The sequence below is a fragment of the Vibrio aerogenes genome, from assembly GCF_024346755.1.
Lineage (GTDB): Bacteria > Pseudomonadota > Gammaproteobacteria > Enterobacterales > Vibrionaceae > Vibrio > Vibrio aerogenes.
This window is the reverse complement of the sequence record NZ_AP024862.1, coordinates 915,380-941,131: the sequence shown is the minus strand read 5'-3', so window position 1 is coordinate 941,131 and position 25,752 is coordinate 915,380. Positions and strand designations below refer to the sequence as shown.

General features: G+C 42.4%; 20 protein-coding genes and 1 pseudogene. 15 read left to right on the top strand and 6 right to left on the bottom strand.

Annotated elements, in window-relative coordinates:
* Positions 1–275: 275 nt before the first annotated feature.
* Complete coding sequence (helD, locus tag OCV29_RS21695) at positions 276–2,339, top strand: DNA helicase IV (protein ID WP_073604936.1); 2,064 nt, start codon at positions 276–278, stop codon at positions 2,337–2,339.
* A gap of 7 nt (positions 2,340–2,346) precedes the next feature.
* Here the strand turns inward: helD and OCV29_RS21690 are convergent, their stop codons facing one another.
* Entirely contained in the window at positions 2,347–2,802 is a 456-nt protein-coding gene (locus OCV29_RS21690) for a methylglyoxal synthase (RefSeq protein WP_073604901.1), read from the bottom strand.
* A gap of 277 nt (positions 2,803–3,079) precedes the next feature.
* Positions 3,080–4,294 carry a glucose-1-phosphate adenylyltransferase gene (gene glgC / locus OCV29_RS21685; protein WP_073604900.1) on the bottom strand — a complete coding sequence of 405 codons (1,215 nt, stop codon included), beginning with the start codon at positions 4,292–4,294 and terminating at the stop codon, positions 3,080–3,082.
* Positions 4,295–4,696: 402 nt separating this feature from the next.
* On the opposite strand from glgC, the gene OCV29_RS21680 reads away from it, so the two are divergent.
* The 6 genes from OCV29_RS21680 (at position 4,697) to ylqF (ending at position 11,258) form a co-directional block, all read left to right on the top strand.
* Positions 4,697–5,353, top strand: coding sequence for an SH3 domain-containing protein (locus tag OCV29_RS21680; RefSeq protein ID WP_073604899.1), 657 nt, complete (start codon positions 4,697–4,699; stop codon positions 5,351–5,353).
* Positions 5,354–5,796: 443 nt separating this feature from the next.
* Positions 5,797–6,537, top strand: a complete 741-nt coding sequence (locus OCV29_RS21675; RefSeq protein ID WP_073604898.1) for an SDR family oxidoreductase — start codon at positions 5,797–5,799, stop codon at positions 6,535–6,537.
* A gap of 20 nt (positions 6,538–6,557) precedes the next feature.
* Complete coding sequence (locus tag OCV29_RS21670; protein ID WP_073604897.1) at positions 6,558–7,766, top strand: acetyl-CoA C-acetyltransferase; 1,209 nt, start codon at positions 6,558–6,560, stop codon at positions 7,764–7,766.
* Between the two features lie 41 nt (positions 7,767–7,807).
* On the top strand, positions 7,808–8,155 hold the full coding sequence (locus OCV29_RS21665) for a phasin family protein (RefSeq protein ID WP_073604896.1): 348 nt from the start codon (positions 7,808–7,810) through the stop codon (positions 8,153–8,155).
* A 62-nt stretch (positions 8,156–8,217) separates the two neighbouring features.
* Entirely contained in the window at positions 8,218–10,008 is a 1,791-nt protein-coding gene (gene phaC, locus OCV29_RS21660; protein WP_073604895.1) for a class I poly(R)-hydroxyalkanoic acid synthase, read from the top strand.
* 305 nt (positions 10,009–10,313) lie between these two features.
* Positions 10,314–11,258: a ribosome biogenesis GTPase YlqF gene (gene ylqF / locus OCV29_RS21655; protein ID WP_073604894.1), complete on the top strand. Its 945-nt coding sequence runs from the start codon at positions 10,314–10,316 to the stop codon at positions 11,256–11,258.
* A 118-nt stretch (positions 11,259–11,376) separates the two neighbouring features.
* Here the strand turns inward: ylqF and OCV29_RS21650 are convergent, their stop codons facing one another.
* Positions 11,377–12,369 (bottom strand): CobW family GTP-binding protein, encoded by a 993-nt coding sequence (locus OCV29_RS21650; protein WP_073604935.1) that lies wholly within the window; start codon positions 12,367–12,369, stop codon positions 11,377–11,379.
* Positions 12,370–12,831: 462 nt separating this feature from the next.
* On the opposite strand from OCV29_RS21650, the gene clcA reads away from it, so the two are divergent.
* Entirely contained in the window at positions 12,832–14,244 is a 1,413-nt protein-coding gene (gene clcA, locus OCV29_RS21645) for a H(+)/Cl(-) exchange transporter ClcA (RefSeq protein ID WP_073604893.1), read from the top strand.
* A 49-nt stretch (positions 14,245–14,293) separates the two neighbouring features.
* Here clcA and OCV29_RS21640 read toward each other — a convergent pair whose 3' ends face one another.
* Positions 14,294–15,130, bottom strand: a complete 837-nt coding sequence (locus tag OCV29_RS21640; protein WP_073604892.1) for a phosphate ABC transporter substrate-binding protein — start codon at positions 15,128–15,130, stop codon at positions 14,294–14,296.
* Positions 15,131–15,415: 285 nt separating this feature from the next.
* Here OCV29_RS21640 and OCV29_RS21635 point away from each other — a divergent pair, with 285 nt between their 5' ends.
* Positions 15,416–15,769, top strand: coding sequence for a DUF3024 domain-containing protein (locus tag OCV29_RS21635; protein WP_073604891.1), 354 nt, complete (start codon positions 15,416–15,418; stop codon positions 15,767–15,769).
* 583 nt (positions 15,770–16,352) lie between these two features.
* Here the strand turns inward: OCV29_RS21635 and OCV29_RS21630 are convergent.
* Both OCV29_RS21630 and OCV29_RS21625 read right to left on the bottom strand, forming a co-directional pair.
* Complete coding sequence (locus tag OCV29_RS21630; RefSeq protein ID WP_073604890.1) at positions 16,353–17,231, bottom strand: HEPN domain-containing protein; 879 nt, start codon at positions 17,229–17,231, stop codon at positions 16,353–16,355.
* A pseudogene (locus tag OCV29_RS21625) lies at positions 17,215–17,463 on the bottom strand (hypothetical protein); the annotation flags it as partial. The gene OCV29_RS21630 and the pseudogene OCV29_RS21625, both read right to left, overlap by 17 nt.
* Before the next feature lie 237 nt (positions 17,464–17,700).
* Here OCV29_RS21625 and OCV29_RS21620 point away from each other — a divergent pair.
* The 6 genes from OCV29_RS21620 (at position 17,701) to efeB (ending at position 25,689) form a co-directional block, all read left to right on the top strand.
* Complete coding sequence (locus OCV29_RS21620; RefSeq protein WP_073604888.1) at positions 17,701–18,894, top strand: acyl-homoserine-lactone synthase; 1,194 nt, start codon at positions 17,701–17,703, stop codon at positions 18,892–18,894.
* A complete protein-coding gene (locus OCV29_RS21615; RefSeq protein ID WP_073604887.1) occupies positions 18,887–21,418 on the top strand; it encodes a hybrid sensor histidine kinase/response regulator in 2,532 nt (843 codons plus the stop codon). The genes OCV29_RS21620 and OCV29_RS21615 overlap by 8 nt, the downstream gene beginning before the upstream one ends.
* 196 nt (positions 21,419–21,614) lie before the next feature.
* On the top strand, positions 21,615–22,448 hold the full coding sequence (gene efeU, locus OCV29_RS21610; RefSeq protein ID WP_217653320.1) for an iron uptake transporter permease EfeU: 834 nt from the start codon (positions 21,615–21,617) through the stop codon (positions 22,446–22,448).
* 91 nt (positions 22,449–22,539) lie between these two features.
* Positions 22,540–23,364, top strand: coding sequence for an iron uptake system protein EfeO (gene efeO, locus OCV29_RS21605; RefSeq protein ID WP_073604886.1), 825 nt, complete (start codon positions 22,540–22,542; stop codon positions 23,362–23,364).
* A gap of 110 nt (positions 23,365–23,474) precedes the next feature.
* Positions 23,475–24,356 (top strand): cupredoxin domain-containing protein, encoded by an 882-nt coding sequence (locus OCV29_RS21600; protein WP_073604885.1) that lies wholly within the window; start codon positions 23,475–23,477, stop codon positions 24,354–24,356.
* A 1-nt stretch (position 24,357) separates the two neighbouring features.
* The gene (gene efeB, locus OCV29_RS21595) at positions 24,358–25,689 is read left to right on the top strand and encodes an iron uptake transporter deferrochelatase/peroxidase subunit (RefSeq protein ID WP_084193425.1); all 1,332 of its coding nucleotides are present in this window, start codon (positions 24,358–24,360) and stop codon (positions 25,687–25,689) included.
* The last annotated feature ends 63 nt before the right edge of the window (positions 25,690–25,752 follow it).

Below are 25,752 nucleotides of genomic sequence, written 5' to 3'. Positions count from 1 at the left end.
TTGATACCGGACAAAACTGCGACCTTGAGTGAGGATACTACGGAATGAATAGATATCAAAGAATGAACCCAATTAATGACGATGACGACAGGTTATGCGTGAAAGATCAAGAAATCCTGAATTCTATGTTTACAGCTTGTATGGTATATACCTAAGCTACCGTAAAATTCAGGGGTCACTTTAAGATAAACATGCTCTGGGGTGATTCAGGTATATATCCAGGGTCAACAGACCCTGCGAAAAGCCTTTACAGAGAACAGGATAGTTTTTATATGATGCTGCTACAGGCTGGCAGGGCTGCACGATATTTTATTCATGATGAATTTTGTCAGGTCGAGGTCAAAGATGCCTCCCTGGTGATACGCTCGTCTGATGTCGAAGAAACAATCCCTTTTATGGTATGGGATGGCTCTGTTCAGATAAACAGAGGAATTATCTGGGGACAGATTCAGTTTTTTTCCCATGAGAAAGAGGGGGTTCGCTACAGTTGGCTTGTTCAGGGATTGCCCTGGCAAGATTGTCGTCCTTTTGCTGAAAAAGCACTGGCAGCCTATTCTGAGTGGTATCAGCAGCAATCTGACCGGTTTTCTGCTGTGATTCCTGAGTGGGATTATGAATTATTAAAACTGATTTCATCACCCTGTTTTGTGTCTCACAACATGCTGAATCAGTGGCAGCAGCGGGTTGCCCGTGACCTTCAGTCTCTGGAGGTTACTTTTGAAGAGCTTGTCGAACAAATGCCTGCAATTCCGGAGATGATTATTAACTGGTTTAAAGATGGTGAAAATTATCTGGAGGAGCGGAATGAACATTGGATTGAGTCTGAGCGAATACATTGGGCAGAATTATTTTCGTGTCTGGAATCATCCCCTCTCAATGAATCCCAGCAATCTGCTGTGTTATTAAACGACAACTACAATCTGGTTCTGGCCGGTGCGGGTTCTGGAAAAACCAGCGTGCTTTCTGCCCGGGTTGCCTATTTATTGAAGAGTCAGCTGGCAGAGGCAGCTCAGATTCTTATGCTTTCCTTTGGACGGGATGCTGCTGAAGAAATGCGGGCCAGACTCCGCTCGCGGCTCGGCCATGAAGCACAGGCGGTGACCATCAATACATTTCATCAGCTGGGTCTTTACATTATCAGGGAAGCTGAAGGTCAGGACGTTCAGCTATCACCGGTTGCCGCAGAAGATGAACAGAAAGCAGCCTGGATGGCGGAATGGCTGAAAAAACACTGGATGACGCCAACGCATTATAAACGTTGGCAAAAGCATCTGAATCAATGGCCGGTCGCATATATTAAAGGGGATGATGATCTGGGAAGCCATGCTGAAAGTCCTCAGCTGATTGCCTGGCTCATCCGGCAGGTTGATCAACTGGCTTTATCCGGTTTGAGCAAGAGAAATATTCAGCAGAAAATTATTTCGCTGGATGATTATTCCCGCTTAAACAGTGAATTGTCGCTTTGCTGGCCATGTTATCAGGCGTGGACTCAAATGCTGAAAGAGTCGGGGCAAATTGATTTCAATCTGATGATTACCCGGGCGACTGAGCATGTGCAGAAAAAGCGCTTTAAGTCACCATGGCGGTTTATGATGGTGGACGAATATCAGGATATTTCACCACCGAGACTGGCATTGCTTGAGGCGCTGTGTGCGCAGCAAAAGGATCAGGGCAATCTGTATGCCGTCGGGGATGACTGGCAGTCCATTTACCAGTTTACCGGTTCTGATGTAGATTTAACGACGGGCTTCCGGCAACGTTTCGCAAACTCTTCGATCATATATCTCGATACCACCTATCGCTTTAATCAAAAGATTGGTGAGGTTGCAAATCAGTTCGTGCAGATGAATCCGAATCAGATCGGAAAATCGCTGAATAGCCAGAAACAAAGTGATGATGATGCCGTCTTTATCATGCCTGCTCACAGGATCGAAGCGACTCTGGAATCACTAAACAGGGCCGCCACAGAAAATAAATCCGTCCTGATGCTTGGCAGAAATCATTACCACCAGCCTGAGTTGTTGAAGGACTGGCAAAAAAGCTATTCCCGGCTCGATATTGAGTTTATGACCTGTCATGCCAGCAAAGGGAAAGAAGCCGATTATGTGATCATTATTGGTGTTGATGAAGGGCAGTTTCCGGCCAGAGTAAAAATGAGCCATCTGGATTCGGCATTGAGTGCGTCAGATGACTCATTTCCTGATGCTGAAGAGCGCCGTCTTTTCTATGTGGCAATGACCAGAGCAAAAGAAAAAGTATGGATTACTTACAATTCCAGTGGTTCAGGGTTTATCCGGGAACTGGCAGAAGGTCCATACGCTGTGGTCATTGAAAAATAATCAGGGATCAGATTCTTTCCCGGAGGTAAGCATCATAGTCAGGAATATCTATGTCTGACTTTTGAGATATTTGCCCGGATGAGAAAATAAAGTTGGCGCTGGCGCGGTTAATTGCCACAGGAATATTCCACACGGTTGCAATTCTGAGCAGAGCTTTGACATCCGGATCATGCGGAACAGCATTGAGCGGATCCCAGAAGAAGACTAACACATCAATTTCGCATTCAGAGATCATCGCACCAATTTGCTGGTCACCGCCCATCGGACCGCTAATCATTGGTTCAATTTCAAGTCCGGTTTCTTTGGCGAGTAAATGCCCGGTAGTTCCGGTTGCATATAATTTATGGTTGGATAATTGTTCCCGGTTTTCTTTTACCCATGACAGAAGACTTGCTTTGCAATGGTCATGAGCAACAAGTGCGATATTTTTGTTTGCTTCAAGGGTTCTTTGAATTGTTTGCATGAATGAAATCTCATGTGAGTGAACTGCTTTATCCAGCTAACCAACATCTTAAATTATCTGGATATATATAAAAATATATATAATAGGATTTAGATAAATGAATCAATAATTTTTCATGAGAAGTGCGAATCGGGTCTGCTCGTTATCAGACTGGCGTTTGTATCAGATGAGTTTTCCGGGAATATGCTGAGGTTTTTGACATTCTGATCACTTTTTTACCCAAACCCGTCTCTGGCAGAGGTTTGGGTAAAAAATACAGTTTTTCAGCGTTTCATGCTTAAAACTGATAGCCTTCAGGCACAACAACAATGCCTTTTTCTGAAATTCTGAAGGTTTTACTGTCTTCGGCCAGATTGACGCCAATCTTGGTATATGGCGGAATAGTCACATGTTTGTCGATAATACACTTGCGCAACTGGCATCCTTCGCCGACATCGACATCATCAAAAATAATACTGTCAACAATGGTTGCACCATCGTGAATTTTTACGTCTGATGAAATGATCGAGTGTTGGACTGAGCCGCCGGAATTAATCACTCCGTTTGCGATAATAGAATTAATAAAGATCCCTTCATTCCCGGTTGCCGAAGAAACAGTACGGGCTGGTGGAAACTGTGGTTCATAAGTCCGGATAGCCCAGTCTTTTTGGTAAAGATTCATCGGGGGCATTGGTTCGAGTAAATCCATGTTGGCGTCATAGTAAGAGTCAATGGTGCCAACATCCCGCCAGTATAAATCTTTGGCAACCCGTCCTTTGTCACCACAGAAGTGATAGGCATAAACCCGGTTGCTCTGGATTAACTCCGGAATAATGTCATTTCCGAAATCATGGCTGGAACTATTTTTCTGGGAATCTTCTGTTAAAGCACTTTTCAGTGTTTCCATGTTAAAAATATAAATCCCCATAGACACCAGGCTGCGGGTTGGATCTGAAGGCATCGAAGGCGGATCTGCCGGTTTTTCTATAAATTCTGAAATTTGCCCGTTCGCTTCTGTTTTAATGACGCCAAATGGCATGGCTTCTTCCCGTGGGACGCTCATACAGGCGATGGTTAGTGCGGCTTCTTTAGCAATATGCTGCTCAAGCATGGGGGCGTAATCCATCCGGTAGATATGATCTCCGGAAAGCACAACCACATACTCTGCGTCACTCCTCGTTAAAAGCCACATGTTATGAAAAATCGCATCCGCAGTCCCTTCATACCACTTGCCGCCTTTACGCATTTGAGGCGGAACTGCGGTGATATAGTCTCCCAGTTCAGGGTTAAACACTGACCAGCCATCCCGTAAATGTTTTTGCAAAGAGTGAGATTTGTACTGTGTCAGAACAAGAATTTGTCTTAACCCTGAGTGTAAACAATTGGTCAGTGTAAAGTCGATGATCCGGTATTTACCACCAAATGGAACCGCTGGTTTAGCACGATCATCAGTGAGGGGGGAAAGCCTGGAACCAACACCGCCGGCAAGAATGACGGTTAATGTCTTTTGCATCTGTTTATCTCCCTGAAGTATATGTGTGCTTGTTATCTAAGCTGACTTCATGCTGTATCCTGAGGTCACTTGTGTATATTTCAGTATAGAGTGCATATTCCGGGTTTCGCCAGAACAGAAATTGTAATGAGTTTAGATATTTATCACTCAACCCGGGTGACTTCAGGATACATGTTCAGAGGAGGTTATTTTGTGAGCAAAGCATGCCTTCTTTACAGAAAAAGAGGGGAAACAGAGTCATTCTGCGTTGAACATGCATCTTCCGGAGACTCCGGTATACTAACAAAATATGCCGTGACTCCTTGATGACTGTATGCTGAAGCCACTGGTTTAAGTTGCTGTGGTTAAGTCATCTGTCTGGCTGCCGATAAAAGTTAAAAGTATTCAGGAATTGAGAATAATATGAAAAAAGCACTAATGATTTTGATTTTACTTTTGGGGATAGGTGGTGCGGCGGCTGGTTATTATCTGTTTTTCATGAAGACACCGGAGAAACCAGCTGATGCAATGTCGATAGAGGAACCTGCACCAACAGAAGAAATGAATGCTGAGCCGGAACCGGAAAAGCCTGTAAATACTAAATTTTTTGTGAATGAGCACAAATTACCCGTGCGTAATGAACGCAGTGAGTCAGCTTATCCGGTCCGGTATTTATATAAAGGTAATCAGATTATTGTGCTGGAACAAAAAGACGGATGGGGCCGGATTTCAAGGTATTTTGTCTATAAAGAAGGCGGGCCGGAAGTCGCTGAGTGGGTCTCGATGCAGGGATTGAGTGAAACCAAGCCTGTGATAACAAAAGAAGAAAAAGAAGAAATATTAACAGCCTATATTAATAAATCTGATGATCTGAAATTGTATAAAGAAAAATTTCTGCAAGTCACAGGCAAATTAATTGATGAAAAGATATGTTCCCCTGAAGATTTTGATGAATTAAAAGGGTGGGTTCGTTCAGTAAAATATAAGAACAGAAATGTGTATTTTATTTATTGTGGTGGATTGAAAGTGGCAGATAAAATATATCTAGATGTCAATAGTGGAGAAATTTTTTACCAATAATCAACATTTTTCCACAATAAGAAATATATAACAGACAGAATCATTTAATGATTAAAATTATCATTAGATGATTCTTTTTTTTGTGATTTTTTTATGAATGTGAAACCGGTTCCTTTTTAACTCATTGATTTTATAGTGTTTGTCGATATTTGCCCTTTTTGTTGATATGAAAAAACCATATATAAAACAATGGGTTAAATTTTAGTTGTTAATTTCATCTATTTATATTGTCTGATTTTGAGATTTTGATCATGTTTGAAAAATAATGTCCGTGATTAATTTGAAAAGTCCCGATCTTGAATTAGCTTAAATGTTGACGGCAATAATCTTTTTATTTCAAGCGCTTTTAAAAAAACTAATTATTTTGTCGGTTGGTGATCAAATGTATTTGACACCTTTCATTATAAAAACTATTGAATTTGTAAAATGAAATGGAGTCTTGAATGGACAAAATCGCTTTAATTACCGGATCAGAAGGTGGTATTGGCTCAGCAATTACCAGTCAGCTTGTAAAAGACGGTTTTCGCGTTATTGCGGCTTATTACACGGGGTGCTATGAGATCGCTTTAAAAATATTCAATGAAAATGAATTCACAGATAAACAAGTTCGTTTATTTGAAATAGATGTAACAAACACCACGGAATGCTTTGAAAAACTGGGCGCACTGCTTGAAGAAGAAGGCCATATTGATGTCGTTGTGAATAATGCTGGAATTACCCGTGATGGTTTGTTTAAAAAAATGCCGGCAGAGAACTGGCTGGATGTCATCAATACAAATTTGAATAGTGTCTACAACGTGACTCGTCCATTATTTGCGGCGATGTGTGAGCGTAAATTTGGCCGGGTCATTAATATTTCTTCAGTCAATGGCTTAAAAGGACAGTTTGGTCAGGCGAACTATTCAGCGGCTAAAGCAGGCATGATTGGTTTTTCAAAAGCGCTTGCAGCCGAAGGCGCAAGAGATGGTGTGACGGTCAATGTTATTGCTCCAGGATATACAGGCACACCAATGGTTGAAAAGATGAAACCAGAGGTCCTTGAATCCATTGTTGCTCAGGTTCCGATGAAACGTCTTGCCAAACCAGAAGAAATTGCGAAAGCAATCAGCTTCCTGGCGAGTGAAGATGCGGCGTACATTACAGGTGCGACTCTGTCCGTTAACGGCGGCTTGTACATGAGCTAAATGGAGAGAGGCATTTTCTGATGGAAAAAGTATATATCGTTGCGGCAAAACGCTCCGCACTGGGTTCTTTTGGCGGCAGTCTGAAAGGTGTTGGTGTCGGAGAGCTCGCATCAACTGTGATCAAAGGGGCACTTGAAGCGGCCAAATTAGATCCCGAAACTGTTGATGAAGTCATTCTTGGCAATGTTGTGAGTGCAGGCCAGGGGATGGGCGTTGCCCGTCAGGCCTCATTGTATGCAGGGATTCCACATACAGTCCCGGCTTATGCTATCAACATGGTCTGTGGCAGCGGCATGCGATCCGTGATGGATGGTGTGAATCATATCAAAGTTGGTGATGCTCAGGTTGTGGTTGCCGCTGGTGCTGAGGTGATGTCTCAAATCCCTTATGCCATTCCGGCTGGGGTCCGTGACGGACACAAAATGGGGAATATGAATTGTGTTGACTTGCTGATTAACGATGGTCTTACAGACATATTCAATCACTACCATATGGGGGTCACCGCTGAAAATATTGCGAAAGAATATTCAATTTCCCGTCAGGAACAAGATGAATTCGCACTGTCCAGCCAGAAAAAAGCAGTTGCTGCGATAGAAAGCGGAAGATTTGTTGATGAAATTGTTCCGGTTGAGATCAAAGTGAAACGGGAAACCCGCCAGTTTGATACGGACGAGTACCCTAAAGCAAATACGTCGATGGAAGCTTTGGCAAAACTAAGACCTGCTTTTGATAAAGAAGGTACGGTAACTGCCGGAAATGCATCAGGTATTAATGATGGGGCAAGTGCAGTGATTCTTGCTTCTGAAAGTGCAGTGAAGAAATTTAATCTGGTGCCAATTGCTGAAATTGTCAGTTGTGCACAAGGCGGGGTGGATCCAAAAGTCATGGGACTGGGACCGGTTCCAGCTGTCACAAAAGCGCTCAAACAAGCTGATATGTCATTAAAAGACATGGATGTGCTTGAATTAAATGAAGCTTTTGCGGCCCAGGCTTTGGGGGTTGTGAAAGGTTTGTCAAAAGAATTCTCTGTTTCTGAAGAAGAGATTCTGAGCAAAGCAAATCTGAATGGCGGTGCGATTGCACTGGGCCATCCTCTTGGGGCATCAGGTAACAGAATATTGGTCTCTCTGGTTCATGAATTGAGAAAGAGAGGTGATCAGTATGGAGTGGCATCACTATGTATCGGCGGTGGAATGGGAGCCGCAGTCATAGTGAAGGCCGTTGGCTAGTTGAAAGGAATAAAAGTTTACAATTTTTAGGAGATACATTTATGTATACGGACTTTTTTAAATCATTTACAGATCAAACAGAAAAAACTTTAGAACCATTTTTTAAATTTAACAAAATTCTAACAAAAAATGTTGAAGTATTAACCGAGCTTCAACTTGGTTCAATGCGTGCTTACAGTGATATTGGCCTGAGCCAGATGAAAGCCGCAAGCGACGTGAAAGATGCTGCGACAATGGCAGCTTACAGTACACAGCAGTTAACAACATTATCTAAGTTGTCTCAGCAAATGATCGATGACAGTAACCGTCTGCAAGCGATCGCAAAAGAGTTTAAAGATGATGTTGAAAAATTGACAACAGATAACCTTTCAACAGTCACTCCTGCATAACTCCGTGTATTTTGGCCGCCTTGGGGGGAGGCGGCTCTTTTTTTTAACTAAGGAGTAGGTTTATGTTTCAACACTTCTTTTCGGACTATCTCGTAAAGATTCAGGAAACGAACCAAAAATGGTGGGAAGATCTGGAAAATCAGCGGGAAGTCTTTAATTCGCCCTTAAATAAAGCGATGCAGGAAGTGAACTTTGAAGACACTGCAAAACTATTTGAGAGGGCTGCTAACAAGCCAGCTGCACTGTTAAATCTGCAGATGGAATGGTGGCAAAAACAACTAGAAATCTGGCAAAATGTCGTTTTAGCCGGACAAAAAGAGCAGCTGGTAGAAGCTGAGCACGGTGATAAGCGTTTTTCGGATGATGCATGGAAGGATGAAGCACTCTATAACTTTATCATGCAATCCTATTTGTTATTCGGTAAAACATATCTCGACACAATTGATTCTATCGACGGTGTCGATGAAAAAGTGAAAGAGCGGATTCGCTTTTTCTCCCGTCAGACCATTAATGCACTTTCACCCAGTAATTTTATCGCCACAAACCCTGAATTACTGAAATTAACGTTGGACAGTAACGGTCAAAACCTGATCGATGGGATGGAAGCGCTTAAGGAAGATGTTGCGTCTAGTGCGGATATTTTGAAAGTTCGCATGACAAATAACAATGCATTTCGTGTCGGACATAATGTTGCAACTACGCCGGGTAAAGTTGTTTTCAAAAACGACTTATTTGAGCTGATTCAATATACGCCGATGACTGAACAGGTGCATAGTACACCTCTGTTAATTGTTCCGCCGTTTATCAACAAATACTATATTCTTGACCTTCGGGAAAAGAACTCCATGGTCCGTTGGTTACTGGAACAGGGACATAGTGTGTTTATGATGTCCTGGAGAAATCCCGGGCCTGAACAAGCTGAATCAGGTTATGAAGAGTATGTCCTTGACGGTGTTGCCAAGGCTGTGACTGCGGTTGGGGATATCACGAAACAAGAGCAAATTAATGCGGTAGGCTATTGTATCGGGGGCACCTTACTGGCAACGACCATGGCTTATTTTGCTGCGAAGCGCATGAAAAAGCGGATTAAATCAGCGTCATTCTTCACGACGTTACTTGATTTTGCTATGCCGGGTGAAGTGGGTGTTTACATCAATGATCCGGTGATCAGTGCGATTGAGATGCAAAATTCAGCCAGAGGATATATGGATGGCCGCTCCCTCAGCGTGACATTCAGTATGCTCAGGGAAAACAGCCTCTACTGGAATTATTATGTTGATAATTATCTGAAAGGGGCAAGTCCGGTCGATTTCGACTTACTTTACTGGAACAGCGACAGTACCAATGTGTCTGCAGCCTGCCATAATTTCTTGCTTCGTGAACTTTATTTAGAAAATAAACTGATCGAAGATAAAGGGGTTAAGGTTGGCGGTGTCTGGATTGATCTGAGCAAAATTAAAGTGCCCAGTTACTTTATTTCTGCCCGGGAAGACCATATTGCATTATGGGAAGGGACGTACCGCGGTGCAATGAATCTGGGCGGTGAAAAAGTCTTTGTTCTTGGTGAATCTGGTCATATTGCCGGTATTATTAACCATCCGGCGAAGAAAAAATATGGCTACTGGGTCAGTGATAAGCTGGAAGATGAACCCGGGGACTGGCTGGAACATGCGACACGTCATGATGGCTCATGGTGGACTCACTGGAATGAATGGCTGATTGGTTTTAGTGAAGACGAGCAGGTAGAGCCATTCCCTGTGGGTGGCGAAGGCTATCCCGTGATTGGGGATGCGCCGGGAGACTATGTAAAACAGGTTTTGCCGGTTAAATCTGAAGAAAAAACAGAAGCATAATGACTTTTTCATTTATGTTGACAAGATGATGCCGCCTTAACTGGCGGCTTTTTTATGTCCCGGAGACTGAATTTTTATATCAATCCGGAAAATAAACGGATCATCTGAACAACATTTTCTTTCTGAGATCTCTCTTTCTGTCCGGCTGATAAATCAAGCCACTTCAGGTTATACAGGGATAATGATAAACTCCCGCTCCTGATTTTTCTGTTTGCCTTTCATGGCGCTATAGTATTTGTAATCAGTCTGTCTGATGACTTCTGGTAGCTGAGATAAAATACGATCGATTCAGGGTTATAATTCAAATGGTTAACAATACAATTCAATGGTTTCCAGGCCATATGCATAAAGCGCGGAAAGAAATAGAAGAAGTGATTCCGCAAATTGATGTCATTATTGAAGTGCTGGACGCCCGCATTCCTTTCAGCAGTGAGAATCCGATGATTGCAGACCTGAGAGGAGACAAACCTTGTGTGAAGGTTTTGAACAAACGCGATCTGGCTGATCCTGAAGTCACTGAGTTGTGGATTAATCATTTTGAAAAGGAAAGGGGGGTGAAAGCATTAGCGATTACAACCCAACACCCGCAGGAAGTCCACAAAATCATGGAATTATGCCGTAAGCTGGCTCCTCACCGTGAAGAAGTTGGCAAGAATATTCGCACCATGATTATGGGTATTCCCAATGTCGGTAAATCAACAATTATTAATACCCTGGCAGGCCGGACAATCGCACAGACCGGAAACCAGCCGGCGGTGACACGACGCCAGCAGCGGATTAATCTGCAAAATGGCATCGTCTTGTCCGATACGCCGGGAATTCTGTGGCCAAAGGTGTCTAACCCGCACTCTGGTTTTCGTCTGGCAGCAACCGGTGCGATTAAAGATACGGCGATGGAGTACGAAGACGTTGCATTTTATACGGTCGAGTATCTTGCCGCCGCTTATCCTGAATTATTAACCAGCCGTTATCTGATTGAGGAAACACCGCAAAGTGATATTGAGTGGCTTGAAGCGATAGGAAGAAAACGAGGCGCATTGCGGGCCGGTGGGCGGATTGACCTGCATAAAGCTTCAGAAATTCTGTTGCATGAACTGCGCTCCGGAACCATAGGTCATATGACGCTGGAACGGCCTGAAATGATTGATCAGGAACTGATTGATGCAGAGCGGGAAGCACTGCGGAAAGCAGAGGAAAAAGCACAAAGAAAAGAAGAAAGAAGAAAACGTTACCTAAAGAATAAACGCTGAGGCTGTTGCTTTCGTATGTGTTCCGGAGAAAAGCTATGCCTTCTCCGGAATCTCATCTGATCTGAACTGTACCTTTGCGCTGGCACTGAATGATACATGTTCAGGTTGTTTGGGTATATCAGGCCGGGATTTGTGCAATTTTTAACAGAATTTGTTCAAGTTCATCCCATGGCATCAGTTGTGAATCAATCACTTCGATTCGTGATTCAAATCCTTCCAGACTCATTTCATTCACAGAAATCATTTGTTGATGAACATTAAATGCGTAGCACCCTTTATCGGTATTGATGACAGCTTTGACCCGTTCCGCAGTCAGTTCACTGAGCATAGAAAATAACACATCAAAAGAGAAAACAAATTCTGCACCGAATAGCCAGCCACAGCTGAAATAACCCTCTCCCTGATTTTCTTTCCGGATAAATTTTTGAGTGGGAGCGAGTGAGAATCCGGGTTCCATGAGGTGGTGGTTATGATGATGGTGATGATGTAAATCCTGATTGTCTTTGTCAGGTAACGTTCTGTCGAGATCCAGCAGCTGCGGAGAAATTTGCCCGTTTTTCACCAGCTGAGCATGAATTTTTTGCGGGGTTTGTTGCGCTATCCAGTGATTGAAATTGTCACGGTCTGCTGTTTCACACAGATCATCTTTATTGCCGATGACAATATCAGCACAGTCAAGTTGATCATTAAAATTTTGGTGAGATGTATACCGGGGATCACTGAAACGGCGTGGATCGACTAATGCAATGGTTGCTTTCAGATCAATGTAAGGCTGATACTGTTCAGAGCGCAGCACTGAAATGACTTCTTCCGGATGGCCTAATCCGGTGGGCTCTATCAGCAACCGGTCCGGCTTTTGACGTAATAAGGCTGTCAGGCCTACTGACATAGGAACTCCTGCCGTGCAACACATGCAGCCACCCGGGACCTCTCTGACGATTGCATCCTGTCCGGAAAGCAGTGCGCCATCGATACCAATTTCACCAAATTCATTGACTAAAACAGCCCAGCGTTCATGAGCTGGTTTGTCGTTGAGCAGATGAAGGATTGCAGTTGTTTTTCCTGTGCCCAGAAATCCCGTAATGATGTTAGCAGGGATGCGTTGAGTCATGACGCTGGCTCCGAATGTCTGAAAATTGCCAGCAGTATATACCGGAAAGAACTGAAAATGCAGTGACACAATGAATTTCTGTCCGCGGATATGTAAAAGGCGTGCTATCATAGCACGCCAGTTTTTCCCGCGACTCATTTCGTAAGCTTGCGTTTGGATTGTCTTCTGACACCAACTGATTGCGGGAACGATCTTCAGTATCACACTGTAACCTGATTGTGTGTAAGGCGATTTTTTCCTCCGTTATGAGATGTTTTACCTTACACGTTAATTATGGTACAGAATCAGAATAAAACAAGTGACGGGTTTTCGGTATAAGAGTAAGTTGTTAATACCATTACCCATTAAATGTGAAATACAACATTTCAATAATGAATCTTTGGCTTGTCTGACGGATGCGTATAATCACGCTCGTCGAGATGTCACTTTTTCCTGTATTTCCTGTCTGTGAGGCCCGTTTTTATGACCAAAAGAGAGAATTTTAAACCTTCTATGCTTGCCAAAGTTCCAAAAGATGCAATTAATCAATTTCTCTCTAAGGATAAAACGCCGGTTTCTGTGCTTTGTCTGTCTGTTCTTGTTGGTATTTTTGCCGGTTTTGTTGGCACCTATTTCGAGCTGGGGGTTCATTTTGTTTCCGAAACCCGGACCAAATGGCTGATTAGTGAAATCAGCCATGTTCTTCCTCTATGGCTGGCTGCTTTTTTGATCAGTGCCGCTCTTGCTTTTGTCGGCTACTATCTGGTGCACCGGTTTGCCCCGGAAGCAGCCGGGTCAGGCATTCCTGAAATCGAAGGTGCGATGGATGGCATGCGTCCTGTGCGGTGGTGGCGGGTTTTGCCGGTGAAGTTTATCGGTGGTCTGGGAGCGCTTGGTTCCGGAATGGTACTCGGCAGAGAAGGTCCGACTGTACAGATGGGCGGCGCAATTGGCCGGATGGTTTCTGATATATTTAAAGTTAAAAACAACGATACAAGACATACCTTATTGGCATCGGGTGCCGCAGGTGGGCTGGCAGCCGCGTTTAATGCTCCCCTGGCCGGAATTTTATTTGTTGTGGAAGAGATGCGCCCGCAGTTTCGCTATTCTCTGATCTCGATTAAGGCTGTGATTATCGCTTCTGTCTCTTCTAATATCGTCTTCAGGCTTATCAATGGACAAGATGCCGTGATTTCAATGCCTCAGTATGATGCCCCTGAAGTTAAAACATTGTGGTTATTCTTATTACTTGGGGTGTTATTTGGTATTTTTGGGGTGTTTTTCAATCGTCTGGTGACTTTTTTCCAGGATATTTTTGTCAAAATCCACAAGAATGACCGCAAACGTTATTTAATCGTTGGCTCCATGCTGGGCGGATGTTTTGGGATGGCACTGCTTTATGCACCTGAGTTAACCAGTGGCGGTATTTTTCTGATTCCGATTATTACCAAAGGTGGCTACTCAGCTGAAATTTTACTGTTGCTGTTTCTTGGCCGGATTCTGACTACGATGCTTTGTTTTGGCTCGGGCGCACCGGGCGGGATTTTTGCGCCAATGCTTGGGTTGGGAACGCTGTTTGGATACGCATTTGGCCTTATTGCTGCCAGCTTATTTCCTGAGTTATCGATTGATCCGGGTACTTTTGCGATTGCAGGGATGGGAGCTTTGTTTGCAGCGACGGTCCGGGCACCGATTACCGGGATTATTTTGGTCATTGAGATGACGAATAATTACTACCTGATTTTACCTTTGATTATTACGGCGCTTGGCGCGGTTATTTTTGCTCAGTTGCTGGGTGGGCAGCCGATATACAGTCAGTTGCTGCACCGGACCCTGAAAAACGATAAATTGCGGCAGCAGGATCTGCCACAGCAGGAAAATGCTGTCACTTCTTAAGAAAAATCCGCCGGAATGGCGGATTTTTTTACAAAGCAAAACGGACACACTACATCTTTTTGATGGATGGAATATACCCGTATTCCAGCACCAGATTTCTGACATGATCAGACTTCAGATACTCAGTGAACTGGTTGGTTTCCTTGCTGACCTTGCCAGGGTAGTGCAGGATAAGAAAAGGCCTGGATAACTGGTATTTTCCGTTGGAAATATTGTCGGGCGTCGCTTTGATACCCTCGAATGTCAGGGCTTTAACGGAACGATCAACCGAACCGGTGGAAATAAAACCAACTGCCTGTGCATTGTGTGTGACCAGTGACTTTACCATACTGTTACTGTTGACGACGAGGTTGTTCGGACTGATATCAGACACCAGCCGGTTATTCACTACCCGGGTTAAGCCCAGTAAACTTTCAAAACTGAAGCGTGAACCTGAAGCGGCCTCACGGGTAACAACAGCAATTTTTTGATCATTCCCACCAACTTCTTTCCAGTTGGTAATTTTGCCTTTATATATTTTGTAAATCTGTTCGCGGGTCAGGTTTTTGACCGGATTCGCCAGATTGACAACAATGGCCAGTCCGTCATAAGCCAGTAGCTGAACGTCCAGCTGGCTGTCCAGCTCAATCTCAGTCATATAGCGTGAAGACATTGCCACATCAGCAACACCCTTTTTAATCAGGGTAATGCCTGCCGTTGAACCGATGCCCTGAACTGCGATATAAGTGTCAGGGTGGGTTGCGTTATAATCCTCTGCAAGCACATCCATGATTCGGGCGACAGACGTTGAACCCGAAACAGTAATTTCTTTTGCGGTAGCCTGAGATGTTACAGCTGTGATGATCATTAAAGTGCTGAGCAAGAGATTGAATAGCAAACGCAGCATATTTCACTCCATAGATAAATAGAAAAAAGCATATTATGGGCATTTGATGACACTTTTGTGACGAAGGATGTGTCATGTATGTATTTTTAAACAGATTATCAGGATTGCTTATCGAGTTCACTCATCAGATCGTTTATACTCATTTTATTGACTATTATGCATTTTTTGTGGTTTTCTTTCTGGCGTGGTTCAGGATCTGGTGATCTTTGATATGTGTAACCAAATCAGGTGTAAATTGCTGAAATCATCATGGTATACAACGGGTAATCAGAGGATGATGAAAGAATGACGGTCGTCGTTAATTTATTGCAACGTCAAATTGAACACCGGGCAACACTTGTGTGTGAAAACCGCAACAAAGGGTTACCGGTCGGGATTGGTAAAGCCGGCTTTGAACCAGTAACAAATGGTGTAAAGTTTATTTTTTCTCATTATAAACTGGATTCCAGTCACTGTGATTATGCTGTTCCCGTTGCCAGAATTCAGTGGGAAGATGCCTCAAGCCATTGGGTGCTTTCTGTCCCGGATGAAGCCGATAATAATATCTGGATTCCCTATCCTTATCTTGAAAGAAGTGTTGACCTGACTGCACTTATCCGTGAAATCGAAAAAGATCCCAAATCGTTTTTCTGGTCTTAATTTCCATTCTCTTCAATGTACAGGGCTCATGTGGCTGACAAGGCGGCACATTTAGATAATAGCAATCTATATTTAACATTTGCTAACGCGGTCAGGGTAAAAAATGGTCTCAGCCCTTTGGGTAGTGCCTGAAAATCACTCACTCTGTGTTGCTCAAAGCGCATTTAGAATCACTAAACCACACTTTTCGTGCCTTGGTTGCGCAGGCCACAAGTATCATTATTCTGTAAAACCAACTCCTTTGAAGAAAGAAACGACTAAATACTCATTAGGTGAAGTGAAAGTTAATTTAACCTGATGTATCACACGATGTAACCGTTTTTCAGAATGACAATAAGTTAGCAAGATTTGGAAAAGATCACTAAACAACAGCGTATGGATTCCTTGAAGATACAGCTGTAACTTTAGAAATCGCAGCATTCACATGGGATGAAGAAGATGAACCCAGAGATGTTGCTTTGATCTCCAGTTTGATTGTCAGAGATCTGGCGGGATTGGGCCAGTAGTGATGAATTCTGTTGGGGATGAACGGTCGCCCTACCCACACAGCCGCCCGGAAATCCGGGCGACAGCTCCCATAAATTCACTCCCCAATCCGGGCCAAACACACCCGTTCCACCAGTCCTTTCAGCTTCAAAACTTCGTCAGCCAGATAATCTAATTCATCCTCGGTAATTTGATAATGCTCTGAATAACGGGCCTCGATATAAGCACGTTGCAGGCGGCGGAAGCTGCGGCGGTGAAACTTGCTGTCCAGTGGCAGAATGGTTTTAAATTCCGGGTCGATTTGTGCGCAGAGCTTGCCAAGTTTTTCAATATTGTGGGATTTTGGCAGGTAATTGGTGCAGGTGAGCAGGGTACAGGCGTATAAACGTTCTGTTGCCTGATGAAGATTAAATGCTGCTTCTTTTATCATAAATTCTGCAAAGGTATATCGATATACCTTTAAACTCCCAGCCGCATTTTCAATCCACTGTTTATAGTGCTTTCTCGCAATGGCCTTTTTTTCTTCTTCAGTTAGTTTTCCCGGCAGGGAGAGTTCTTTCGGTATTGCCGAGAAAACCTCAATGCCTTCTTCGCGGATATCTTTAAAAAAATAATGACCTTGCTGGAGTCGCTCGTTGACATCATGGAGCGAATGCACAATCAGGCCAAGGGGCGCAGACGTCACTTTTCGGTCAATCTCTTCTCTTGCCCGCTGCCAGATAATATCTTCTTCCACGGCATCATCATGATTCACAACCACCAGAATATCGTAATCCGACACATAGCCATTTTCCGGGTCATTGACCTGCGTACCTTTGGCGTGGCTGCCAAACAGGATGATTTTTAAGATCCGGAACTCCCGCTTGCTCCCTTGTTTATGTTTCACGAACTCATCCATGGTATTGCGAAAAATGACAGACATCGTCCGGAGTTCGTGCTGTTTGAGTTCAGGGAGGTGTTCAAGGCTTTTCTTCATGATACGGGTGACGGATGTATAAACAGACAATTGAGTCAGTGTGGCCGGTTATGAGGAAAATGTCTATAGGTTTCAGGGTGATTGGGGATGCAGGGCGCCTCAGATAATCGAATGGAACAAGCCCGTTTGCTTTGGCTGTTTCCGTCAGACTGTCAAGAACAGCGCTGCTTTCTGCTCCACGGGTTGTATGACTGAACAGCCAGTTCTTGCGACCAATCACGAACGGTTTAATCCGTTATTGAGCCTGAGTCATCCCTGATTGTTGACAAGATTGTATATGCTGAGTCCAGATAACGGGGGAAAGGAACGCCATTGAATTGATTCTCTATTCATCATGTCGGCAGACATGATGCGGCGTCCTGTTTCACAATTGAAGTATGTGGAGTATTAATCGCTTACATTCTAGAGTCAATTGCATATTGATGATAAAGTTATAAAAAATAAGATTAGTAACGCTAGGATAAAATTAATGAGTATACATTTATTATATAAATGTCATAGAGAGAACCCATCCTTTATCATTACAAAGAATGATTTATTTTTTACTTTGAAAGAGCATGGAATAGATCAATCTCGTCATTTGCTAAAGATCATTCTCAATGTTCGGCTTAACCAACTTCGGAACAATTTTCCTGAAATGGAACATCTAAACATTGCCTCTAAAATCAATAGTGAAGAGTACAAGAATATTTTGGGCACACCTCCTGGCTTTTTGCTAGACGAGTGTTACTATATTGAGCAACTAGTTTTATATTTATATGATGATTTTGCTGAGTTTTGGTGTGATTTCGAAATATTTTGTATAAAAAGCAGGTATAGGACTGATGAAGTGGTGGCCCGGCAGTCTTTTTTCGCTTCCTATGATGAAAGCATTTACAAAAGTAGGCTGGTTATGGATATAGAGAAAATAGAGAGTAAGTACTTAACAGTTTATCATCATATTCCTGTATCTTTGCCCGATGCTATCGTACTGTGTAATTTATGTACTTTTATAAAAAAAAGAAAATGGTACGAAATGTTATATCTGCTGGATGAGTCGACGAATGGATGCCATTTCCTGTTAACTATAGATAGTCCTATATCTGGTGTTGACTTAATCGTGTCTACAGCAAAAATACAATACTGGGATCAATGTCAGTGGCTTTATTTTTCTCCTTTTTTTCAATCAGATAATTGGGTGGTAATGCCGAAAGAAACCACTATAAATGATATGGTTTCATCTGGGTTGTTAAATGGTTGTTTGGATTATTCTAATGCATCCTCTTTTGAAAATGATTTGATTTATTCTATTCCTGATAAGAGTAAAATGTGTGAAATTATCAGGTTGACTGTAAGTCGTATCAATATAGATGAATCTTTTGTTTTATACCTTGCGCAAAAAAGATTAGTTAATATTTTATATGAGCATCATCTGTTATTTGGCTTTATAATTGTTGAACAGCCACTTATAGTTAATTATTATAAAACACTTAATCATGATGAATACCTGTGTACCAGCAAAAGTAATTTACTTGATACCGGTAATGATACCTATAAAGGTATTTGGTTAATAGATAAACTAAAAAAGAATTTTGATCGGTTAAGTTATGATGGATATATGGATAGAGTACTATCCAATGAGAATGTTAATGATAGTGTAAAATTAGAGGTTTTAAATGTCTGATTTTTATCATAATTTCTTGTGTTATCCAAAAGCTGTTATGCTATTATTAATCTCAGTTATTGTGATTTTTTGGGTCTTGTTTTTTATTTATAAGCATATTAATAATAATGTTTACTTATCAGAAAAAGGAAATATATATTATATTCTTTATTCAGTTGGATTGTTTATTTGGATTTTAACAAATAGTTACTTTCATTCTAAATATTTGATTATTTTTCCTGAACAGTTTTCTATTATTGTGGCCAGGATATCAAATTTATCTGTTTATATAGGATTTATATGTGCTTTTTTATTTTCTTGTTCCATTAGAGAATATTATATCAAAGAAAAAACAAGTAGATGGAAGTTTGTTTGTTTGTTTATCGTTTCACTTTATTCTATTATCGTCAATATTGTTCCGGGATTGGCAATAAAAGGGATTACTATTCATTCACCAAGTAACTTTATTTTAATTTTTGGTTTTTATTCATATGTTTTTTTCTTTATCTTTTACTTAGTTATACTATCAACACTGGTTAATGTTTTTTTCTTACATAAGCACGGAATTAATAAGTTAAACCAAACGAGAATTAAATACATTGTATCTGGGATGATTATTTTTATGTCTTCAACAATCACCATTCAATTCTCGATGACTTCATTATTAAAAGATTTTTCTTTAACATGGTTACCTCCAACACTTTCTATCAGTGAAATGTTAATGGTCGGTTATGCATTGATTACTTCTCGATTCTATAGTGGTCGTTATGTAATGTATATTTTTTCCTCTGTCATAATTACTTTTTTACTGTTCCTGGAAATATTTAAATTTATTTCATATCTAAATATTGACTCGACATTCATTGTTTTTTCTTATGCGCTTATAGTGGGTTTATTATGGAAAAAAGTATTTAATTTATTAAGAACATATGTAAGTCTTATTTTTTACTCTTCTCGTTTTACTCCAGTTGATAATATTTATTCTCTAATTCATGAGTTTAAAGTTTCTCCTAATACAGCTTTAGAGAAAACTGCTAAACTGTTGAATGTACCAGATAAGCAAATGTTCTTGATGAAAAATAACAAAGACGATGATGTTTTTGATAACTATTTTTCAAATAATAGGGATGTCTTAATTATAGAAGAATTAGTGGATAAGATTAACAGGACTGGAGATGCAAATAATCTGAATCAACTCCATGATGAAATGGATAAAAATGACATGGCTATGGTCATGCCTATGTTTAATACTAATGATAACATTTCTCATTTATTAATTTCTTCTCATAAAAGTAATGGAAGGCTGTTTTCCAACGAAGAAATTGTGGCATTAAAGAAAGTATTTACGGAAGCACAATATTATATTAATGCCGATGTGCGCTTAAAGCAATCTCATGCTCTTGCCCATTCAATTGCCCATGAAATGAAAAATCCCTTAGGTCAGTTACAATTGCATTTAGAACAGATAAAAACATATTCTCAATATCAGGAGACTCAGGGTAAATTACTAAAAGAAGTTGATGATGCACAATCTGCAATTAAACAGGGAAAGCAGTTAATTGAAATGATTCTTACAGAAGTCGCCAATTCTTCATTAGAGCAAGAGCCGATGTCCGTTTCGTCGATTCAGCGGTTAGTACTTCATGCCTTCCATCAATTCAGCTTTTCCACAGAGTTAGAAAAGTCGCGTGTCCATGTCCAGATAGATACTGACTTTTCTATTCGGGTGAACGATACATTATTTAATTTTGTGATCTTTAATTTATTGAGAAATGCGATTTACTACTTTCATGATTATCCTGATAGTGAAGTTGAAATTAAAGGAATCATAGGAAAACAACATAACAGGCTTGTTGTCAAAGATACTGGCCCGGGAATTCCTCCAGAAGTGAAAAGCAAGGTTTTCGAAGATTTCTATAGCCATGGGAAAACGGGAGGTAGCGGTCTTGGCCTTAGCTATTGTATGCGCGTAATGCGCTCTTTTGGTGGAAGTATAGAATGTTATTCTGAGCCTGGTTCATATACCGAATTTCATCTGGTTTTTCCTGCTCTGGAGACTGAGATGATGACTCCTTCATGTCTTCAATTTGTAATTGCCGAACCTGCACCACAAGAAAAAATAGACAACAGCACCGGGTTACAACGAAAAACAGCTCTTGTGGTTGATGACAATAAAGTACAAAGAGCACTCGTTCGCTTGTACCTTTGCCAGCTGGGCTATGATGTGATTGAAGCGGTCAACGGTTTGAAAGGAGTAGAATCTTTTAACCAGCATTCTGTGGACTTTGTTATTATGGATATTCAAATGCCCGTTATGAATGGATTCGAAGCGACGGAACGAATAAAGATATGCAATCCGGAGATACCAGTGATTGCTCTGACGGGGGAGTCTGGAGATGCTGAGCGTGAGTTGATTCAGAAATTGATGGATGCGCATATTGTAAAACCAGCTTCCCGAGCCGATCTTCTCTCTGTATTGAGAGAACTGAATATCATGTCGACTCATTCAGAGAGTACAAACTCAATCGTTTCTCCAGCCATTTGAAAAATTAAGAATAGTTGTTATACCCAAGGTCAGCCCCTAAGCATTCAATACTCAAAAGTATTGAATGCTTAGATTTCTTTAGCTGCCCAAAAACCAACCAGCAACCGCACCAACAATGCAACTCCGGCGAAAAACAAACAGAAAAATAACATTTGACACAAAATGTTACATTATTAAAATGAGAACGGTTATTATAATGAGAATTATTATTATGTTTTTTGTTCCATATTTGATCATGTTGCGTGAAGGGTTGGAAGCCGCTTTGATTGTGGTTCTGATTGTCAGTTATCTGAAAAAAACCGGGCAAACGCAGTGGATGAAATTTGTTTGGATTGGAGTATTTTCAGCCGCTGCTTTATGCCTGATAGCGGGAATTGTGATTGAAAAAACCAGTGGTGAATTTCCTCAGCGGCAGCAGGAGTTATTCGAAGCGATTGTCGGAGTAATTGCGGTGATTATGCTGACATACATGGTGTTCTGGATGCAACGTGCTGCAAAAAATATCCATGTCCAGCTCCGGGAAGCGATGGATCAGGCACTTAGCCGGGAACAGGGAAAAGCGCAGGCGCTAGTCTTGATGGTTTTTCTTGCTGTGGCCCGGGAAGGGCTCGAATCAGTATTCTTTTTGATTGCCGCCTTTTCTCAGGACGTCGGTATTATGGCACCTGCCGGTGCTGTGAGTGGACTCATCTCCGCAGCCTTAATTGGCCTGGTGATTTACCGGGGAAGTATACGTTTGCCGCTTGACGCTTTTTTCCGCTGGACAGCACTATTCATTTTGTTTGTTGCAGCCGGACTGGCGGCAGGTTCTGTGCGTGCTTTTCATGAAGCCGGTTTGTGGAATCACTGGCAGGATGTCGCCTTTAATGCCGGTCGTATTCTGACCACACACTCTTTATTTGGCACATTAATGGAAGGGATGTTCGGCTATCAGGAGGCACCCAGTGTCAGCGAAGTAACCATCTACTTTGCTTATCTTATTCCCGCACTTGTCTGGTTTATGTATCGCTCAACAAAACAAAAAGCGTAAACCCGTCGATAAGCATTACAAAAATATAAATTACATGAAGCAAAACAGGGCAACAACCTGAAAAATATATGAAAACAAGGAATGACCTCTAATGAATTTAAAGTCCAGAAAATCCTTCTTGCCTGCCATGCTGCTGCTCATCTCAGCACCTTATGCCAGTGCAGCTCAGAATACCAGCATGTTGGTTGAACCGATGACTGAGTACAAGCTCTATGTGATTGATGAAGTGAATGAGCTGGTCAGGGACACTCAGGCATTTGCTCAGGCATTTGAGCGTGGTGATTTGAAAAAAGCTGAACAACTTTATGCGCCTGCACGGATTCATTATGAACGGATTGAACCTGTTGCTGAGCTATTCTCTGATCTGGATGCCAGTATTGATGCCCGTGAAGATGATTACGAAAAAGGTGTCAACGATCCAAAATTCACCGGATTCCACCGGCTTGAATATGCAATCTGGCATGAGAAATCAAACCATGGGATGCAGAAATATGCGCAGCAACTGGTTCGTGATGTGAAAGATTTACAGCAACGACTGACCAATCTTGCATTTCCGCCCAACGATGTGGTCGATGGTGCTGCTGGTCTGATCGAAGAAGTTGCATCCAGTAAAATCAGTGGTGAAGAAGATCGTTACAGCCGGACAGACTTATGGGATTTTCAGGCCAATGTTGATGGGTCGAAGAAAATTGTTGATTTGCTTCGCCCGACACTGAAAAAAATGGAACCTGCATTTTTAGCCAAGATCGACAAAAATTTTCATCAGGTTGACAGTATCCTTGCCCGCTATCGTCAGGGAGAAGGATTCATGCCCTACGAAAATCTGACCAAGCATGACCGCAAAGCACTGCAAGGACCTGTGACAACTTTGGCAGAAGATTTGTCGCAGCTGCGTGGTATTTACGGTTTGAAGTAAGCTTTTTTATTCCCGTTGCTATAAAAAAAGATATAGGTCCCCCCACCTGTATCTTTGCGACAGGCCCATGTTAACGGGCTTGTCGCACCCCCATAAAGGAAATCAATTGAATGAAGTTATGGAACCAGGCATTGTCTCTGTTCTCCGGCTGTTTAATCAGTGCACTTGCATATGCAGCAGAAATTCCTCAGATCAAAGTGACCGTGACAGATAAACAGTGTGAACCGATGCAACTGACAGTACCAGCAGGTCAGGTCCGGTTTGTCATTACGAATAAAAGTATGCGTGCGCTTGAGTGGGAAATTCTCAATGGCGTGATGGTTGTTGCTGAGCGGGAAAACATTGCCCCCGGTTTTTATCAGAAGATGACCGTTGATCTCGAGCCCGGAACATACGAGACCACATGTGGCCTGTTAACAAACCCTCATGGTTCACTGGTTGTTCAAAGTCATCATCACAATCCGTATCAACTGAAAGTTCAGGATAAAATACGCATTACTGCTGAGTATAAGTTTTTCCTGATCCAGCTGAGTCGCCAGTTAGACAAAGCGGCTGACAACTGGAACAGAGCATCGATCAACCCGGCACAACGAACTCTGTACTATCAGCTGCAGACGCTGGCCGGTGCTTTTCAACGGGCCGATGATCGGGATCTGGCTGATATGGCCGGAAAGGACCGGCTCAGCCAGATTAAAGCCTGGACACAACTGTTCCGGGGACAGACATTACATCTCGGGATGCTCCTCTCCCGGTTTGAAGCCCTGTTAGGCCAACAGACGCTGAATCATGATCATCAGCAGGCAATTCAAACCAACCTGAATAAGCTGATTGAACTTGTCAAACCTTTGCTCGACAAAGCTGATCCGGATTTATCCGAAAAACTGGCGAAAGATTTTTCCGTTTGGCAATCAGATGATACTCAGAATAACCAGCAAAGACTCCGTCAGGATTTACAGAAATTACACCTCTTCATTGATCAGGGAGAATCATAAAATGTCTTGCCCATTTCACTTTCTGACGAAATCATCGTCAAAAGAAGACGCCACGAATCAAGAACCTCAGCAAGGCAGACGAAGTCTGCTGAAAGGCGCTCTGGGAGTTGCCGGCGGGATGCTTGCATCCGGTGCAGTGGCTCGTACCGCTTCAGCAGAGGAGGCGATGATGCCTTCAATGCATGATGAGCAAGCTTTTACCAGCGAAATGAAAATGCAGCCATTTTATGGCAAACATCAGAGCGGAATCAGCACGCCTCAACAGGCGCATCTTGCGCTGGTTGCCTTTGATGTGATTGCTCAGGATAAGAAAGATCTGCAGCAGCTGTTTCAAACTTTGACAGAACGTTGTGAGTTTCTGATGAAGGGAGGGCGTGCAGAAACAAGAGACAGCCATTATCCACCGATGGATTCCGGAATTCTTGGTCCGGTCATTCATCCGGATAACCTGACAATGACGGTTTCGGTCGGTGAGTCGCTGTTTGATGACCGCTATGGCCTGGCAAAACTGAAACCCAAACAACTGCAGCGAATGGCTGAGTTTCCTAATGATGGCTTGCAGGCAGACTGGTGTCATGGTGATTTGTTGATACAAATTTGTGCAAACAGTGCTGATACTACCTTGCATGCACTCAGAGATATTATCAAACACACGCCTTCATCCCTGATGGTTCGCTGGCGACGGGACGGTTTTATTTCTTCACATGCTGCAGCTTCTGTGGGGCAGCGAACTCCCCGAAATTTACTTGGCTTTAAAGATGGCACGGTTAACCCGAAAGGGTCTGATGAAGCAACTTTTAATCAAATGATCTGGGTTGGTGATCAACACACGGATGAGCCCGACTGGACGAAAGGCGGCAGTTATCAGGCCATCCGTCTGATACGTTTCTTTGTTGAACACTGGGATCGTACACCGTTGCAGGAGCAACAAACTATTTTTGGCCGTAACCGTGATACAGGTGCGCCTTTGGGTAAGCGGTATGAACATGATGACCCAGACTACGCTTCAGATCCAAAAGGTGAACGGATTCCACTGGATGCGCACATGCGGTTAGCTAATCCCCGTACCAAAGACTTCCCTGAATTTCTGCTGCTGAGACGTGGTTATAGTTATTCTTACAACACCAGCCCTTCAGGACAACTGGATGTCGGGCTCGTATTTATTGGGTATCAGGCTGATCTGGAAAAGGGGTTTATTGCAACGCAAAACCGGCTCAATGGTGAGCCACTGGAAGAATATATTAAACCGTTTGGCGGTGGTTACTTTTTCGCTTTGCCGGGGGTAAAAGATAAAGGCCGTTATCTGGCACAGGAACTCTTTGAGTCTGCGTAAATCCGGGTGAAATGGTTTTCAGTCTGAAGAAAAAACAGGGCGCTTCATGAAGAAGCGCCCTGT

Bases quoted from the DNA above. Each gene is read 5' to 3' on its own strand.
- helD (WP_073604936.1), top strand. From the start codon at position 276: ATGCTGCTACAGGCTGGCAGGGCTGCACGATATTTTATTCATGATGAA.
- OCV29_RS21690 (WP_073604901.1), bottom strand. From the start codon at position 2,802: ATGCAAACAATTCAAAGAACCCTTGAAGCAAACAAAAATATCGCACTT.
- glgC (WP_073604900.1), bottom strand. From the start codon at position 4,294: ATGCAAAAGACATTAACCGTCATTCTTGCCGGCGGTGTTGGTTCCAGG.
- OCV29_RS21680 (WP_073604899.1), top strand. From the start codon at position 4,697: ATGAAAAAAGCACTAATGATTTTGATTTTACTTTTGGGGATAGGTGGT.
- OCV29_RS21675 (WP_073604898.1), top strand. From the start codon at position 5,797: ATGGACAAAATCGCTTTAATTACCGGATCAGAAGGTGGTATTGGCTCA.
- OCV29_RS21670 (WP_073604897.1), top strand. From the start codon at position 6,558: ATGGAAAAAGTATATATCGTTGCGGCAAAACGCTCCGCACTGGGTTCT.
- OCV29_RS21665 (WP_073604896.1), top strand. From the start codon at position 7,808: ATGTATACGGACTTTTTTAAATCATTTACAGATCAAACAGAAAAAACT.
- phaC (WP_073604895.1), top strand. From the start codon at position 8,218: ATGTTTCAACACTTCTTTTCGGACTATCTCGTAAAGATTCAGGAAACG.
- ylqF (WP_073604894.1), top strand. From the start codon at position 10,314: ATGGTTAACAATACAATTCAATGGTTTCCAGGCCATATGCATAAAGCG.
- OCV29_RS21650 (WP_073604935.1), bottom strand. From the start codon at position 12,369: ATGACTCAACGCATCCCTGCTAACATCATTACGGGATTTCTGGGCACA.
- clcA (WP_073604893.1), top strand. From the start codon at position 12,832: ATGACCAAAAGAGAGAATTTTAAACCTTCTATGCTTGCCAAAGTTCCA.
- OCV29_RS21640 (WP_073604892.1), bottom strand. From the start codon at position 15,130: ATGCTGCGTTTGCTATTCAATCTCTTGCTCAGCACTTTAATGATCATC.
- OCV29_RS21635 (WP_073604891.1), top strand. From the start codon at position 15,416: ATGACGGTCGTCGTTAATTTATTGCAACGTCAAATTGAACACCGGGCA.
- OCV29_RS21630 (WP_073604890.1), bottom strand. From the start codon at position 17,231: ATGAAGAAAAGCCTTGAACACCTCCCTGAACTCAAACAGCACGAACTC.
- OCV29_RS21620 (WP_073604888.1), top strand. From the start codon at position 17,701: ATGAGTATACATTTATTATATAAATGTCATAGAGAGAACCCATCCTTT.
- OCV29_RS21615 (WP_073604887.1), top strand. From the start codon at position 18,887: ATGTCTGATTTTTATCATAATTTCTTGTGTTATCCAAAAGCTGTTATG.
- efeU (WP_217653320.1), top strand. From the start codon at position 21,615: ATGAGAATTATTATTATGTTTTTTGTTCCATATTTGATCATGTTGCGT.
- efeO (WP_073604886.1), top strand. From the start codon at position 22,540: ATGAATTTAAAGTCCAGAAAATCCTTCTTGCCTGCCATGCTGCTGCTC.
- OCV29_RS21600 (WP_073604885.1), top strand. From the start codon at position 23,475: ATGAAGTTATGGAACCAGGCATTGTCTCTGTTCTCCGGCTGTTTAATC.
- efeB (WP_084193425.1), top strand. From the start codon at position 24,358: ATGTCTTGCCCATTTCACTTTCTGACGAAATCATCGTCAAAAGAAGAC.